Genomic DNA, 13,667 nt, shown 5'->3' with positions numbered 1-13,667 from the left:
TCATGACGTCGCGCGCAGCGTCCGTCAAGGATGGCCGTCGCTCGCTCGAACCTCACGTGGTCTGTTGCCAGGCCACGCCTTGACGGACGCGAGCACGGCGTCATCATGGCAGGCGCAGACGATCCGGGCGGAGCAAAAAACTGCCGTCACTTAATGGTTGCTACGGCACCTTCACCTGAGCTTGTTCAATAGCGCCATCAGCGTTTCGCGCTCTTTTGCATCCAGCGGCGCGAGCGTCTCGCGGGTGATCGCGAGCGCGTTTGGCGCCAGCCTCTCCGCAAGCTGCTGACCCGCGCGCGTCAGGCTGACCAGCAAGCGCCGTCCGTCTTCCGGATCCTGGCTCGTCTCGGTCAAGCCGCGCGCCGTGAGGCGGTCGATCACGCCCTTGATGGTCGCGACGTCCATCGCCGTGAGACGTCCGAGCTGGTTCTGCGAGCACGGCCCGGTCTCGGCGAGCTTCGACAGCGCCGCCCATTGCGTCGGCGTCAAATTGGTGCCGATATCGCGCGAGAAGATTGAGCTGTGGCGTTGCCAGACCTGGCGCAGGATGAAGCCGACTTGCTCGTCGAGCACGTAAGGCGGTTTTGCCGGTTTGACGCTCTTCTTCGCCGTAACGCTTCTCGCCATCCGTTCGCAGCCCTTCCCCTTGCCTCACAACGACAGATGCGCGTCGCGGATGTCCGGACGCGCGTCGAGTTCGGCCATGCTGCCGCCGAAGCAGATGCGGCCGCGCTCGATGATGTAGGCGCGATCGGAAATCAGCCGCGCGAAATGCAGATTCTGCTCGGAGACGACGATGCTGACGCCCTCCTTCTTCATGGTCAGCATGGCATCGACCATCTGCTCCACGATCTTCGGCGACAGTCCCTCCGAAGGCTCGTCCAGCAGCACCAACGACGGATTGCCCATCAGCGTGCGCGCAATGGTGAGCATCTGCTGCTCGCCGCCGCTCATGCGCCCGCCGGGGCGATTCTTCATCTCGCCCAGGTTTGGAAACAGCGCGAACAGTTTTTCGCGCGTCCAGTGCGGCGCGTTCGGACGCTTGGGCTGGCGGCCGACCTCGAGATTTTCCTCAACGGTCAGATCTGTGAAGATGCGCCGCTCCTCCGGCACATAGCCGAGGCCCTCGCGGACGATCTCGTGCGTCGGACGCACCGAGACATCCTTGCCCTCGAACATGATGCGGCCGGTTCGCTGCGCGACGAGGCCGACGATGGAGCGGAACGTCGTCGACTTGCCCGCGCCGTTGCGCCCGAGCAGCGCAACGACCTCGCCCTCACCGACCTCGAAGCCGATGTCGAACAGGATATGCGCCGGGCCATAATGGCTGTTGAGCGCTTCGACCGTCAGCTTCATGCCGAGGCTCCCTCGCGATGGCGGGCATCATAGACGAGGCCTTCGCCGAGATAGACCGCCTGCACCTGCGGATTGCCGCGCACTTCGGCCGGCGAGCCTTCGGCGATCAGCGCGCCGCGGTTGAGCACGATGATGCGGTCGGCATGTTCGAATACGACATCCATGTCGTGCTCGGTGAAGAGCACGCCGATCGACTTTTCGCGCGCTATCTGCGCTGTGAGCCGCATCAGGTCGACGCGCTCGCGCGGCGCCATGCCCGCGGTCGGCTCGTCCATCAAGAGCAGCTTTGGCTGGTTGGCGAGCGCCACCGCAAGCTCGAGACGCTTGAGGTCGCCATAGGCGAGCTCGCCGCAGGGGCGATCGGCGTAGCCGCCCATGCCGACCAGCTCGAGCAGCCGACCGGCTTCGCCGCGGTCGAACTTCGGCGCCGAGCCGAACAGATTGAACAACTGCTTTCCGTGCGATATCAACGCGACCTGCACGTTCTCGCGCACGCTCATGGTGGCGAAGGTCGCGGTGATCTGGAACGTGCGCCCGACGCCGAGCCGCCAAACCTCGCGCGGCTTCCTGCCGGTGATCTCTTCACCTAGCAGGCGGACATGCCCGGAGTCCGGCTTGTTCTGGCCGTTGAGCATGTCGAAGCAGGTGCTCTTGCCGGCGCCGTTCGGGCCGATCAGCGCCAGAATCTCGCCTGCACGCAACGAGAACGACACGGCGCGCACGGCATGAATGCCGCCATAGGATTTGGTCAGGCCTTCGACCGCGAGAAGTGGGGGTGCGACGCTCATTCGGCGGACTCGATCGGCTTGGCAAGCAAGGGAGATCCCGGCGGCGATGCTTTCTTACGACGCTGCGCCAGCATCTCGAGCACGCCAACGATGCCCTTGGGGAAGACGACGACGATCAGCATGATGAAGCCGCCGAGCACAAGCTTCGACAAGTCGGTCTGGCTGATCAGCCAGATATTCAAAGCCTTGTAGACGATGGCGCCGATCACCGCGCCCGACACCGTCTCGACGCCGCCGAGCAGCACCATGACCAGCGCATCGACCGACAGCGAAATGCCGAGATTGTCGGGGAAGACGCTGCCCTTGAGGTAGGCGAACAGCGCGCCGCCGATGCCAGCGGTGGTCCCTGCGATGACGAAGGCCGTCCACCGGATGCGCTTCGCGTCGATGCCGATCGCTTCGCTGCGCAGCGCCGAGTCACGCGTTGCCCGGAGCGCATAGCCGAACGGTGAGAACACCATGGCTCGAAGCGCGATCGTGACGAGCGCCGCGACGCCGAGCGCGAGCCAGTAGAAATGCGGTGGGCTCGCGGCCCAGCTCGACGGCCAGAGGCCGAGAATGCCGTTGTCACCGCCTGTCACGTCCACCCACTGGAATGCGATCGACCACACGATCTGCGCGAAGGCGAGCGTCAGCATCGCGAAATAAACGCCGGAGAGCTGCACCGCGAAGAAGCCGAACACGGCCGCGCCCAGGCAGCCGAGCAGCGGGCCGAGCAACAGGCACACGATCATCGGCAGCCCCGCCATCTTGGCGAGGAAGGCAATGCCATAGGCGCCAAGCCCGAAATAGGCGGCATGGCCGAACGATGCGAGCCCGCCGACCGACATCAGGAAATGCAGGCTGACGGCAAAGATGACGAAGATCGCGATCTCCGAGCCGACCGTCAGCGCGTAATTGCCGGCGAACAGCGGCAGCGTCGCTGCGATGACGAGCGCGGCAAGCGCAGCCAGCCGCTCATTCGGCGTCAGCGGGCGCCAAGGACTGACGGTGAGGCCCGGCGTCTTGCGCGCAGCCGCCTCGGGCCTGCCGAACAGGCCCCAGGGCCGCACGATCAGCACCACTGCCATCACCAGGAAAACCAGGATGATGGAGATCTTCGGAAAGATCAGGATGCCGAAGGCGTTGAGCTCGGACACCAGCACCGCCGCCACGAACGCGCCGACGATACTGCCAAGGCCGCCGATCACAACCACGACGAAGACCTCGACGATGATCCGGAGATCCATGGCGTGATGCACGGCATCGCGCGGGATCTGAAGCGCGCCGCCGAGAGCGGCGAGGAAGACGCCGACCGCGAACACGGAGGTGAACAGCCACTTTTGATTGACGCCGAGCGCGGCGACCATGTCGCGGTCCTGCGTTGCGGCGCGCACCAGCACGCCCCAGCGCGTGCGCTGAAACAGCAGCCAGAGAATGCCGAGCACGACGGGTCCGAGCACGATCAGGAATAGGTCATAGCTCGGAACGTTCTGGCCGAAGAAATCGATGGCCCCCTTGAAGCCCGGCGCGCGGCGGCCGACGAGGTCGTCAGGTCCCCAGATCAGCACCACGAGGTCTTCGACCATCAAGGTCAGGCCAAAGGTCGCGAGCAGTTGGAACAATTCGGGCGCATGATAGATGCGCCGGAGCAGCACCATCTCGACAAGGACGCCGATCAGCGCCACCGCGAGCGCGGCCAGCACGATGCTGCCCCAGAAGCCGAAGGCGCCGGAGAGGCGCTCGGTCAAAGTGAAGGCGATATAGGCGCCGATCATGTAGAAGGCGCCATGCGCGAAATTCACGATCCGCGTCACGCCGAAGATGATCGACAGGCCCGAGGCCACCAGGAACAGCGACGCTGCGCTGGCAAGACCGGTCAGAAACTGTACGACGTAAAAGGCCATCGGCGGTCCGGGTTGAGGTTGAAGTCACCTCTCCCCACGAAGAGTGGGGAGAGGGAGGGGAAAGATAATCAATCCTTCGGCCGCAGCTTCTCGACCTCCGCATCGCTGGGCAGATAGTCCGCGCCCTTCTTGTAGGACGAATCCACCATCACACCCTTCCCATCCTTCAGCGCGGTCTTGCCGACATAGGCACCGAGCGTCGACTGATGGTCGATCTTGCGGAAGGTGATTTCGCCGAAAGGCGATGGCATCGACAGGCCTTCGGCCGCGGCGATCAGCTTCTCCGGATCGGTCGAGCCCGCCTTCGCCAGGATTGCCGCTGCCGACTTGATGGTCTGATAGCCGACGATCGAGCCGAGGCGCGGATAGTCGTTGTACTTGGCCTGGTAGGCCTTCAGGAAGGCGTCGTGCTCCGGCGTCTTGATCGAGTACCAGGGATAGCCGGTGACGATCCAACCCTCCGGGGTCTCGTCCTTGAGCGGATCGAGATATTCCGGTTCGCCGGTCAGGAAGGAGACGACCTCACGCCCCTTGAACAGGCCGCGGGTGTTGCCTTCGCGCACGAGCTTGACGAGGTCGGCGCCGAAGGTGACGTTGAGGATGGCTTCCGGGTTGGCGGCGGCAACCGCCTGCACCACCGGACCTGCGTCGATCTTGCCCTGCGGCGGCCACTGCTCGTCGACCCACTGGATGTCCGGGCGCTTCTCCGACATCAGCTTCTTGAACACCGCGACCGCCGATTGGCCGTATTCGTAGTTCGGCGCGATCGTCGCCCAGCGTTTCGCCGGCAGCTTGCTGGCTGCCTCCACTAGCATCGCCGCCTGCATGTAGTTGGAGGGACGCAGGCGGAAGGTGTATTTGTTACCCTTCGACCAGGTGATCGCGTCGGTCAGCGGCTCGGCCGCGAGGAAGAACACCTTCTTCTGGTTGGCGAAGTCGCTGACGGCGAGGCCGATGTTCGACAGGAACGTGCCCGCGAGCATCGCAACGCCCTCGCTGGAGACGAGCTCATTGGCAGCGGTCTGCGCATCCGCCGGCTTGCCGCCATCGTCCTTCGAGATGACGACGAGCTTCTTGCCGTTGATGCCACCGGCCGCGTTGATCTCCTCGGTGGCGAGCTGCCATCCCTTGCGATAGGGCTCGGTGAAGGCCGGCAACAGCGAATAGCTGTTGATCTCGCCGATCTTGATGTCCTGCGCCAGGGCCGAATGGGCCATGCCGTCGGCCAGAAGCGCGAAGGCCGCGCCGACAAAAACGTTTCTTGCTCGCATCCCAACCTCCAGTTTTGAACTTCTCTGTCTTTCGCAAACGATCTGATCGGAGAACCCGTGCCCGGTTCTCCGGACGCGCTATCTCAAACCGTCTTCGCCCTTGATCTCCGCAACCGTCAGCCCGCCGACGCGCGGCAGCGGACGGCCGCTGTCGGTGACGGCAACTGCGACCATGATTTCGTTGGCGCGCGGTGCATCGTTGATTTGTACCTCCATGCCGTCGAAATGGCTGCGTACGAAGGCCGCGTCCTTGTGCCCCAGAGGAATATCGAGCGTCGTGCCCGGGCCGCTGCGTTTCTTCGACGACGGGATCAGCGCCGCGCCCTTGCCCAGCACTTTTCGCACCGGCGCACCCATCTTCGGATGAAGGATAGCGGCGGCGTGCTCCAGCTCGCCGTTCTCGCCGACCGCGGCGGCCTTGCCGTAGCTCTGCACCTTTGCGCCATCGATCCCGAGCGCCGCCACCGCGCGCTTCGACAGCAGCTCGCCCAGCTCCTCGCCAATCGCGATGAGCGGCGAAAGGTCTTCAACATATTTCCCCGCAAAGGGATTCTCGATCACGGCGATCGCCGCGGCGCGCCGCGTCGGCGGCGACACCTGACGTCCCATCTCCATCTGGGTCTCTTCGAGGACGGTGACGATCTTGCGGATGATCGCGTTCATGATTGTTTCCTCAAATCGCTTCCCTGTTCAGGCATGAACCGCAGTCTCCAGCATAGGCGGGCGCGATCGTTGCCGTTCGATATCTTTTGGTCCGATGACAAGCATATCACCACAAAGCTGCAATACGGCACCCTCGATCAATTCGCGATCGAATAAATGCCGTGCACATTCCGCGCCAGATTCCAGCGCGGCCGCGATCTCATTGTGCGACAACTTGCCGACCTCGCGGGTGACAAGACGGGCCCCGAGATCGCTGTCAGGCTGAAGCTCGTTGGCGGGCTTGCGGATGATGGCCGGATGTCCCGGCAGATCCACCGCGTTGGCGATGATCGTGGCCGCCGCATCGGCCTGCGATGCCGTTGCAGCCAACACCGTCACCGCGTCGGCGATACCGAGCGAAAAACTACGACCGTGGCGTCCACTGGTCGCGATTCCGCGTACAGGGTCGGTCGAATCGACCCTCATGGTCCGCATTACGCCGGAGCCATCAGGCCGATCAATCAGACCGACAGAGAAATGCTCGCCTTCGCCCAGATGAAGCGCGAGGTCGCCGCCATTGTTGACGTAGGCTTGATTGAGTGTCGCGGCTCCGAGCATTGCGCCAAGGATCTCCTCCGCCCCGCTGCCAGCAACGGCGGCCATCGGCGTGATGAAGCAATCAGCCGCATAGGGCGAGACAGCGGCATGCATCCGCCGCGCGACCACGCCCTTCAGCGAAGTGCGCTCCTCAGCGGCCGTCCGCAGCTCCGGCAGTTCCGCGCAGAGCTCATCCAACAATCCGGTGAACCGCCGCGCTGCAGCCTCATAGGCCGCGCGCACCTCGTCCGCAGGCCCTCTCGCCTCCACGATCAAATCAATCGGTCCATCCTGCAAATGCAGCCGTCGGCCGTCAGACAGCAATGCGATTTGCGCGCGCCGTGTCATGCCCGCCGTCCCGGGATCGGGTTCTGCCAGGGCAATTGACGGACGTCGTCACCGCTCTGCACTTCGGAAAGCGGCTTCACATGATCCATGTGACCGCCGAGCGCGGCATAGTCCGACAGCCTCATGGTGAACTCGATTGGCGCGACCAGCGCCGGCGTCGGCACGTAGCCAAATGCGCCCGCGGGCATCTGCGTCACGTCGACCATATAGGTGATGCCTCCGCCGGGCCAGACATAGACCGGCGCGCCGCCGCTGGTGACGCGCGTCAGTGCGTCCTTAACCGAGCGCGTCAGCCGCACCGGATTGTCGGTGACGCCGGCGCGCAACGAGCCGCCGGCACCCGCCATGAACAGCACCGTGCAGAGCGCCGGCTCGCAATTCTCCTGGATGCGCTCGACCGAAAACTTCAGGTCATCAGGCATCTCGGTCTCGACCGGCTTCAAAGCCTCGTCGAGGACATAATAGGACGAATGCTCGCCCGTGGTGGAGACCATCAGCATGGTCAGACCGGGCTTGGCTTCCTTGGCATCAAAGGGCCCGAGAATCGAGAGCGGATCCGAGATGTTGGTGCCCCCCCAGCCGGTGCCGGGCTCGGCGACCTGGAAATAGCGGCCGGGCGTCGAACGCCGGCCCTTCATCTTGATGCCGGTATCGGCGATGTCGAGCAGCTTGCCGGCCTGATGTTCCGACAGCACGCCGGTGATGTGGTCATCGACCACGACGACCTCATCGACCTTGCCATGCCATTGCTTGGCGAACATGCCGATCGTCGCCGAGCCGCAGCCGACCCGCATGCGCTCTTCCTTCACGCCGTTGACGATCGGCGGCTGGCCGGCCTGCACCACCACGGTCGCGCCGCCGTCGATGGTGAGCTCGACCGCCTTGCAATTGGCGAGATCCATCAGCGTGTCGCAGGTGACGCGTCCCTCTTTCTTGGAGCCGCCAGTGAGATGATGCACGCCGCCGAGCGAGAGCATCTGCGAGCCGTATTCGCTGGTGGTGACGTGGCCCACCGCCTCGCCTTGCGCGCGAACGGTCGCGGTCTCCGGCCCGAGATAGCGATCGGTGTCGATCTTCACCTTGACGCCGCAATAGGAGAAGATGCCCTCGGTGACCACAGTCACCATGTCGACGCCATCGACCTCCGCGGAGACGATGAATGGCGCCGGCTTGTAGTCGGGATAGGTCGTGCCCGCGCCGATCGCCGTCACAAAAGTTGAAGGCTCGTGGACGATCTTGCCGTCCCAGTCTTCGGTCCGGCTGAACGGCACCAGCTTGCCGCCATGCGAGACGGTGCGCTCCAGGATCACGTGCGGATCGACGCGAACGAGCTTGCCGTCGTGGTTAGCGTAGCGGTCGCAAGCTCCCGCCGCACCCGGCTTGATGTAACACATCACCGGACAGGCATCGCAGCGTATCTTGTCGATGGCAGCGCTCGTCGTTTCCATCACCATGTCAGAGCCAGCAGACACCGCGGTTATCATTCGTATACGAACGATGTTGCGCGCGGTCCCGATGGCTGTCAAGCGGCGGTGCGGCGCAAAAGGTGCACCTGCCGCATAAAAGCTCATATGCCTATCCGCCCTGTCCACAAAGGAGGCATTCGCGCTGCAGTGCGGCATGACGGCTTGCACGTTTGTGTACAAACGGTATCGTCGCGACTTACAAATCGCGTGTTTACAGGGCTTGGGAACGAGGATGATGCAGACACCGATCCGCCTCACCGTGAACGGCAGGATCCACGAGGTCACTGCGGCTCGAGACACGCCGCTGCTCTACGTGCTGCGCAACGACCTCGCGCTCAATGGGCCGAAATATGGCTGCGGCCTCGGTGAATGCGGCACCTGTACTGTCCTGATCGACGGGGCCGCGGCACGCTCCTGCGTGATTCCCGTGAGTGGCTGCGATGGCCGCGACATCGTGACGCTCGAAGGCTTGGGCACGCGCGACAAGCCGGACATCGTGCAGCAGGCCTTCATCGACGAGCAGGCCGCGCAATGCGGCTACTGCCTCAACGGCATGATCATGACCACCAAGGCGCTGCTCGCGGTCAATCCGCGGCCGACCGAACAGCAAGCGCTGGCGGCACTGCGCTACAATCTCTGCCGCTGCGGCACGCATGTCGAAATCCTGCGCGCGGTGATGCGCGCCTCCGGCCAGCTCACCGAGGCCGCTGATTGATGGTCTCCTCCCATTCGAACGGAGCTGAGCGGCCATCCGGTTCGCTCGTCGTCTTGCGCACCGTGGACGAGGTCACAACCGAGACCTATGTCCGCATCACCGCGGACGGTTCGGTCACAGCCTATAACGGCCATGTCGATCTCGGCACCGGCATCCGCACGGCGCTCGGCCAGATCATCGCCGAAGAGTTGGACGTGTCCTTTGCGCGCGTCGTCATCGTGCTCGGCGATACCGCACTGGTGCCGAACCAGGGCGCGACGATCGCGAGCGAGACGATTCAGATCACGGCTGTGCCCTTGCGCAAGGCCGCGGCCCAGGCGCGGCACTTCTTGATCGCACGCGCAGCCGAGCGGCTCGAACTGCCGGCGGCCGAGCTTAAGATCGACGACGGTCTCGTTCGCGGGCCCGACAATCGCTGCGTCAGCTATGGCGAACTGATCGGCGGCGAGACGATCAGCCTGGAGCTTGCCGATGACGTCGTCGTGAAGGCGGTTGGCGATTATGCCATCGTCGGCCAGTCGGTACCGCGGGTCGACCTGCCGGCCAAGGCCACGGGCGAGCTAACTTTCGTGCACGACATCCGCGTGCCCGGCATGCTGCACGGCCGCGTGGTGCGTCCGCCCTATGCCGGCGTCGATGCCGGTCCGTTCGTCGGCACCAGCCTGATCGCCGTCGACGAGGCGTCGGTGCGCGACATTCCCGGATTGGTTGCCGTCGTGCGCATCGGCGATTTCGTCGGCGTGGTCGCCGAGCGCGAGGAGAATGCGATCCGAGCGGCAGAGCAGCTCAAGGTGACCTGGAAGCCGACACCCGCGCTGACCGATCTCGCTGATGTCGAGAGCGCGCTGCGCGCCAATCCATCGACGCCGCGCACGCTGATCGACAAGGGCGACGTCGACGCGGCGATATCGGGCGCGGCCAAGCCGATGCAGCGCACTTATGTCTGGCCCTATCAGATGCACGCCTCGATCGGCCCGTCCTGCGCGGTCGCCGACTTCCAGGACGGCAACATCCGCGTCTGGTCCGGCACGCAGAACCCGCACGTGCTGCGCAGCGATCTGGCGCTGCTGATCGAGCGTCCGGAGAGCGAGATCGAGGTGATCCGGCTGGAAGCCGCCGGCTGCTATGGCCGCAACTGCGCCGATGACGTCACGGCGGACGCCCTACTGCTGTCGCGCGCGGTCGGCCGGCCCGTGCGCGTGCAGTTGACGCGCGAGCAGGAGCACGCCTGGGAACCAAAGGGCACCGCGCAGCTCATCGACGTCAATGGCGGCCTCGACGCCGGCGGCGGCATCGCTGCCTACGACCTCGCCACGCGCTACCCCTCGAACGCAGCGCCGACGCTGGCGCTGCTGCTGACCGGGCGGATCTCGCCCGAGCCCGCCGTGCTCCAGATGGGCGACCGCACTGCTATTCCGCCTTACGATTACGACCACATGCGCGTCATCGCCCATGACATGCCGCCGATCGTGCGCGCGTCCTGGTTTCGCGGCGTCTCGGCGCTGCCGAACACCTTTGCTCATGAGTCCTATATCGATGAGGCCGCAACAGAGGTCGGCGTCGATCCGATCGAGTACCGGCTGCGCTACCTGAAGGATCGGCGCGCCGTTGACCTCGTCAATGCGGTCGCCGAGCGCGCAGGCTGGATGCCGCGACCGGTGCGCGAGGAGAAACACGGTGAGATCGTGCACGGGCGCGGCTTTGCTTATGCGCTCTATATCCACAGCAAGTTCCCCGGCTATGGCGCGGCGTGGTCGGCCTGGATCGCCGACGTCGCGGTGAACAAGACGACCGGCGATGTCAGCGTCACGCGCGTCGTCGCCGGACAGGATTCCGGGCTGATGATCAATCCGGACGGCGTGCGCCACCAGATCCACGGCAACGTCATCCAGTCCACCAGCCGCGCGCTGATGGAGGAGGTTTCATTCGAGCGCGGCGCGGTGGCGGCGCGCGAGTGGGGCGCCTATCCGATCATTCTCTTCCCCGAGGTGCCCAAGATCGACGTTTTGATGCTGCCGCGTCAGGACCAGCCGCCCCTCGGCGTCGGCGAGTCCGCTTCGGTACCGAGCGCGGCGGCGATCGCCAACGCGATTTTCGATGCCACCGGCGTGCGCTTTCGCGAGCCGCCATTCACGCCCGAACGCATTCTCAGGGGATTACACGGCGATGCGGCGGCCACGCCGCAGGCCCTGGCCGCTCCCGCCACCCCGCCGCCATCCCGCATCTGGGAGAATCCGTTCGCCAAACGCGCCGGTATCTTTGCGACGATCGCGGCCGTCTGCACCGCCGCAATCGGAGTCGGCGCAGCGCTACTCCCGGCGCGCGCGATCGCGCCCATCGCGCGGCCCGACGCGTCGGTCTATTCCGCAGCAACGATTGCCCGCGGCCAGCAGCTCGCGGCGCTCGGCAATTGCGCGGAGTGCCATACCACGGTTCGAGGCGCGCTCAATGCCGGCGGCCGAGCGCTGGAAACGCCGTTCGGCACGATCTACTCGACCAACATCACGCCCGATGTCGAGACCGGCATCGGCGCCTGGTCCTACCGCGCCTTCGAGCGCGCGATGCGCGACGGGGTGCATCGCGACGGACGGCAGCTCTATCCTGCCTTCCCCTACACGCATTTTTCGAAGACCAGCGAGGCCGACCTTCAGGCTCTCTATGCCTACCTGATGGCACAGCCCGCGGTACGCGCGACGCAGCCTGCGAACGCGCTCGCCTTCCCCTTCAATCTTCGGCCACTGCTTGCGGGATGGAACGCGCTGTTTCATCAGGCGGATGAATTCAAGCCCGATCGCGCAAAGTCGGAGCTTTGGAATCGCGGCGCCTATCTCGTCGAGAGTCTCGGCCATTGCAGCGCCTGCCATTCGCCGCGCAATGCACTCGGTGCCGAGCAGCGCCAGGCCTATCTCGCCGGAGGCTTTGCCGAGGGCTGGGAGGCGCCGGCCCTGACCTCGCTCTCCCGCGCACCTATTCCGTGGAGCGAGGACGAACTCTTCGCGTACTTGCGCACCGGTCATTCGCGCTATCATGGCGTCGCGGCCGGCCCGATGGCGCCGATCGTCCGGGACCTCAAGGTCCTGTCCGATCAGGACATCCGCGCAATGGCGGTCTATCTCAACTCGTTCAATGACACGGCGAGCGACGGACAAATGCAAGACGCGCTCGCAACGAAACTCGAGAACGCGACGCAAGTCACCGTCGCTGCGTCCAACGGCGCGCGGCTCTATCTCGGCGCCTGCGCGGTCTGCCACGAGATCGGCGGCCTGCCTCTGTTCGGCACTAGGCCCTCGCTCGCGCTCAACAGCAATCTGCACAGCGCGACCTCGGACAATCTCGTGCAGGTGATCCTGCACGGCATTGCCGAGCCGGTGTCGAGCGATCTCGGTTACATGCCCGCCTTCAAGGGCAGCATGAGCGACGCGCAGGTCGAGGAGCTCGTCACTTTCCTGCGCAAGCAGTTCGCACCGGACAAGCCGGCCTGGACCGGCGTGCGCGAGACGATCGCGCGCGCACGCGCATCCGCAAACTAAGCGTGCTTCTTGATCTCCACTGGCGGCGTGCCATGCGTGTGGAACGACTCGATCGTCTTCAGGCCCCAGGCCTGGCCCTTCTTGCGCTCCTCCTCGGTCCACACGATCGGCTTCCAGTCCGGCGCGAGGATGAGACGCGCGCCGGCGTTGGCGACCTCGACGCGGTTGCCGCCGGGCTCATAGACGTAGAGAAAGAAGGTCTGCTGGATCGCGTGCTTGTGCGGGCCGGTCTCGATGTGCACGCCGTTCTCCAGGAAAATGTCTGCAGCGCGCAAAATCTCCTCGCGGCTGTCGAGCGCGTAGGTGACGTGATGGAAGCGGCCGGGCGTGCCTGAATGGTCGAGCGAATAGGCGAAGTCGTAGCTCTTGTTCGACATCGTCAGCCACATCGCGGCTTCACGTCCGTCGTTCAGCACGATCTGCTCGGTGAGACGGCAGCCGAGATAGTTCTCGAAGAACTCGCGGTTGGCCTTGATGTCGACGGCGAGGCAGTTGAGATGGTCGAGCCGGCGCACGTTGACGCCGCGCGCCGGAAAGCGCTGGGCCTGGTTCTTCAGCGCGGGCTTCAGCTCCGGCGGCGCCTGATACCATTCGGTCTCGTAATAGAGTTCGACGATGTGTCCATCAGGGTCACGGCAGCGGAAGGTCGGCCCCTGCCCCATATCGCCGTCGATCCAGCCGATATCAAAGCCGGAGCCTTTCAGCGCGGCGACGCGGCGTTCCAAGGCCTGCTGACTGCGCGCGCGCAACGCCATGTGCTCCATGCCCGAGGTCTTCGAGGCCGTGAGCTTAAGCGAATAGCGCTCGTAATCGTCCCAGCCGCGTAAGTAGACCGACTCGCCGTTCTGCCCGCTCACGGTCATGCCCATGACATCGACGAAGAACTTCAGGCTTTCATCTGGCTTGGGCGTCAAGAGCTCCATGTGGCCGAGATGGGCGAGATCGAGGATCGGTTCGGGCTGCATGCTTTCCTCCAAACCTGGCGGTCAAGCGTTGGCTACGATCCGCAGGACCGAGTCCTGCAATCCGGCGTGAGACTGCGATGCGCCCACGCCACGGCCGAACACT

General features: G+C 64.7%; 11 protein-coding genes. 2 read left to right on the top strand and 9 right to left on the bottom strand.

Features of this window, described 5'->3' with window-relative positions; all coding sequences use genetic code 11:
* Nucleotides 1-171 precede the first annotated feature (171 nt).
* From IVA98_RS16880 to IVA98_RS16845, 8 genes are all read right to left on the bottom strand, one after another.
* Complete coding sequence (locus IVA98_RS16880) at nt 172-627, bottom strand: MarR family winged helix-turn-helix transcriptional regulator (RefSeq protein ID WP_247276851.1); 456 nt, start codon at nt 625-627, stop codon at nt 172-174.
* A gap of 24 nt (nt 628-651) precedes the next feature.
* Entirely contained in the window at nt 652-1,356 is a 705-nt protein-coding gene (locus IVA98_RS16875; protein WP_247295638.1) for an ABC transporter ATP-binding protein, read from the bottom strand.
* Nucleotides 1,353-2,144: an ABC transporter ATP-binding protein gene (locus tag IVA98_RS16870; protein WP_247355227.1), complete on the bottom strand. Its 792-nt coding sequence runs from the start codon at nt 2,142-2,144 to the stop codon at nt 1,353-1,355. Before IVA98_RS16870 ends, IVA98_RS16875 begins: the two co-directional genes overlap by 4 nt.
* Nucleotides 2,141-4,030, bottom strand: coding sequence for an ABC transporter permease (locus tag IVA98_RS16865; protein WP_247332804.1), 1,890 nt, complete (start codon nt 4,028-4,030; stop codon nt 2,141-2,143). Before IVA98_RS16865 ends, IVA98_RS16870 begins: the two co-directional genes overlap by 4 nt.
* Nucleotides 4,031-4,098: 68 nt before the next feature.
* Nucleotides 4,099-5,301, bottom strand: a complete 1,203-nt coding sequence (locus IVA98_RS16860; RefSeq protein ID WP_247295648.1) for an ABC transporter substrate-binding protein — start codon at nt 5,299-5,301, stop codon at nt 4,099-4,101.
* 78 nt (nt 5,302-5,379) lie between these two features.
* Nucleotides 5,380-5,964: an amino acid synthesis family protein gene (locus IVA98_RS16855; RefSeq protein ID WP_247295650.1), complete on the bottom strand. Its 585-nt coding sequence runs from the start codon at nt 5,962-5,964 to the stop codon at nt 5,380-5,382.
* A gap of 27 nt (nt 5,965-5,991) precedes the next feature.
* The gene (locus IVA98_RS16850; protein WP_247295652.1) at nt 5,992-6,888 is read right to left on the bottom strand and encodes a UPF0280 family protein; all 897 of its coding nucleotides are present in this window, start codon (nt 6,886-6,888) and stop codon (nt 5,992-5,994) included.
* Entirely contained in the window at nt 6,885-8,342 is a 1,458-nt protein-coding gene (locus IVA98_RS16845) for a 6-hydroxynicotinate reductase (protein WP_247295809.1), read from the bottom strand. The genes IVA98_RS16850 and IVA98_RS16845 overlap by 4 nt, the downstream gene beginning before the upstream one ends.
* A 244-nt stretch (nt 8,343-8,586) precedes the next feature.
* Between IVA98_RS16845 and IVA98_RS16840 the strand changes: the two genes are divergently transcribed.
* Nucleotides 8,587-9,069, top strand: coding sequence for a (2Fe-2S)-binding protein (locus IVA98_RS16840; RefSeq protein WP_247276844.1), 483 nt, complete (start codon nt 8,587-8,589; stop codon nt 9,067-9,069).
* Nucleotides 9,069-12,599 (top strand): molybdopterin cofactor-binding domain-containing protein, encoded by a 3,531-nt coding sequence (locus IVA98_RS16835; RefSeq protein WP_247295811.1) that lies wholly within the window; start codon nt 9,069-9,071, stop codon nt 12,597-12,599. The genes IVA98_RS16840 and IVA98_RS16835 overlap by 1 nt, the downstream gene beginning before the upstream one ends.
* Here the strand turns inward: IVA98_RS16835 and IVA98_RS16830 are convergent.
* Nucleotides 12,596-13,564 (bottom strand): catechol 2,3-dioxygenase, encoded by a 969-nt coding sequence (locus IVA98_RS16830; RefSeq protein WP_247276843.1) that lies wholly within the window; start codon nt 13,562-13,564, stop codon nt 12,596-12,598. The genes IVA98_RS16835 and IVA98_RS16830 overlap by 4 nt on opposite strands.
* Nucleotides 13,565-13,667: the final 103 nt, after the last annotated feature.

It is taken from the genome of Bradyrhizobium sp. 160, from assembly GCF_023073735.1.
Lineage (GTDB): Bacteria > Pseudomonadota > Alphaproteobacteria > Rhizobiales > Xanthobacteraceae > Bradyrhizobium.
The sequence above is the reverse complement of the archived record's forward strand: the minus strand, read 5'-3'. Positions and strand labels throughout refer to the sequence as shown.

Bases quoted from the DNA above. Each gene is read 5' to 3' on its own strand.
- IVA98_RS16880 (WP_247276851.1), bottom strand. From the start codon at position 627: ATGGCGAGAAGCGTTACGGCGAAGAAGAGCGTCAAACCGGCAAAACCG.
- IVA98_RS16875 (WP_247295638.1), bottom strand. From the start codon at position 1,356: ATGAAGCTGACGGTCGAAGCGCTCAACAGCCATTATGGCCCGGCGCAT.
- IVA98_RS16870 (WP_247355227.1), bottom strand. From the start codon at position 2,144: ATGAGCGTCGCACCCCCACTTCTCGCGGTCGAAGGCCTGACCAAATCC.
- IVA98_RS16865 (WP_247332804.1), bottom strand. From the start codon at position 4,030: ATGGCCTTTTACGTCGTACAGTTTCTGACCGGTCTTGCCAGCGCAGCG.
- IVA98_RS16860 (WP_247295648.1), bottom strand. From the start codon at position 5,301: ATGCGAGCAAGAAACGTTTTTGTCGGCGCGGCCTTCGCGCTTCTGGCC.
- IVA98_RS16855 (WP_247295650.1), bottom strand. From the start codon at position 5,964: ATGAACGCGATCATCCGCAAGATCGTCACCGTCCTCGAAGAGACCCAG.
- IVA98_RS16850 (WP_247295652.1), bottom strand. From the start codon at position 6,888: ATGACACGGCGCGCGCAAATCGCATTGCTGTCTGACGGCCGACGGCTG.
- IVA98_RS16845 (WP_247295809.1), bottom strand. From the start codon at position 8,342: ATGGTGATGGAAACGACGAGCGCTGCCATCGACAAGATACGCTGCGAT.
- IVA98_RS16840 (WP_247276844.1), top strand. From the start codon at position 8,587: ATGATGCAGACACCGATCCGCCTCACCGTGAACGGCAGGATCCACGAG.
- IVA98_RS16835 (WP_247295811.1), top strand. From the start codon at position 9,069: ATGGTCTCCTCCCATTCGAACGGAGCTGAGCGGCCATCCGGTTCGCTC.
- IVA98_RS16830 (WP_247276843.1), bottom strand. From the start codon at position 13,564: ATGCAGCCCGAACCGATCCTCGATCTCGCCCATCTCGGCCACATGGAG.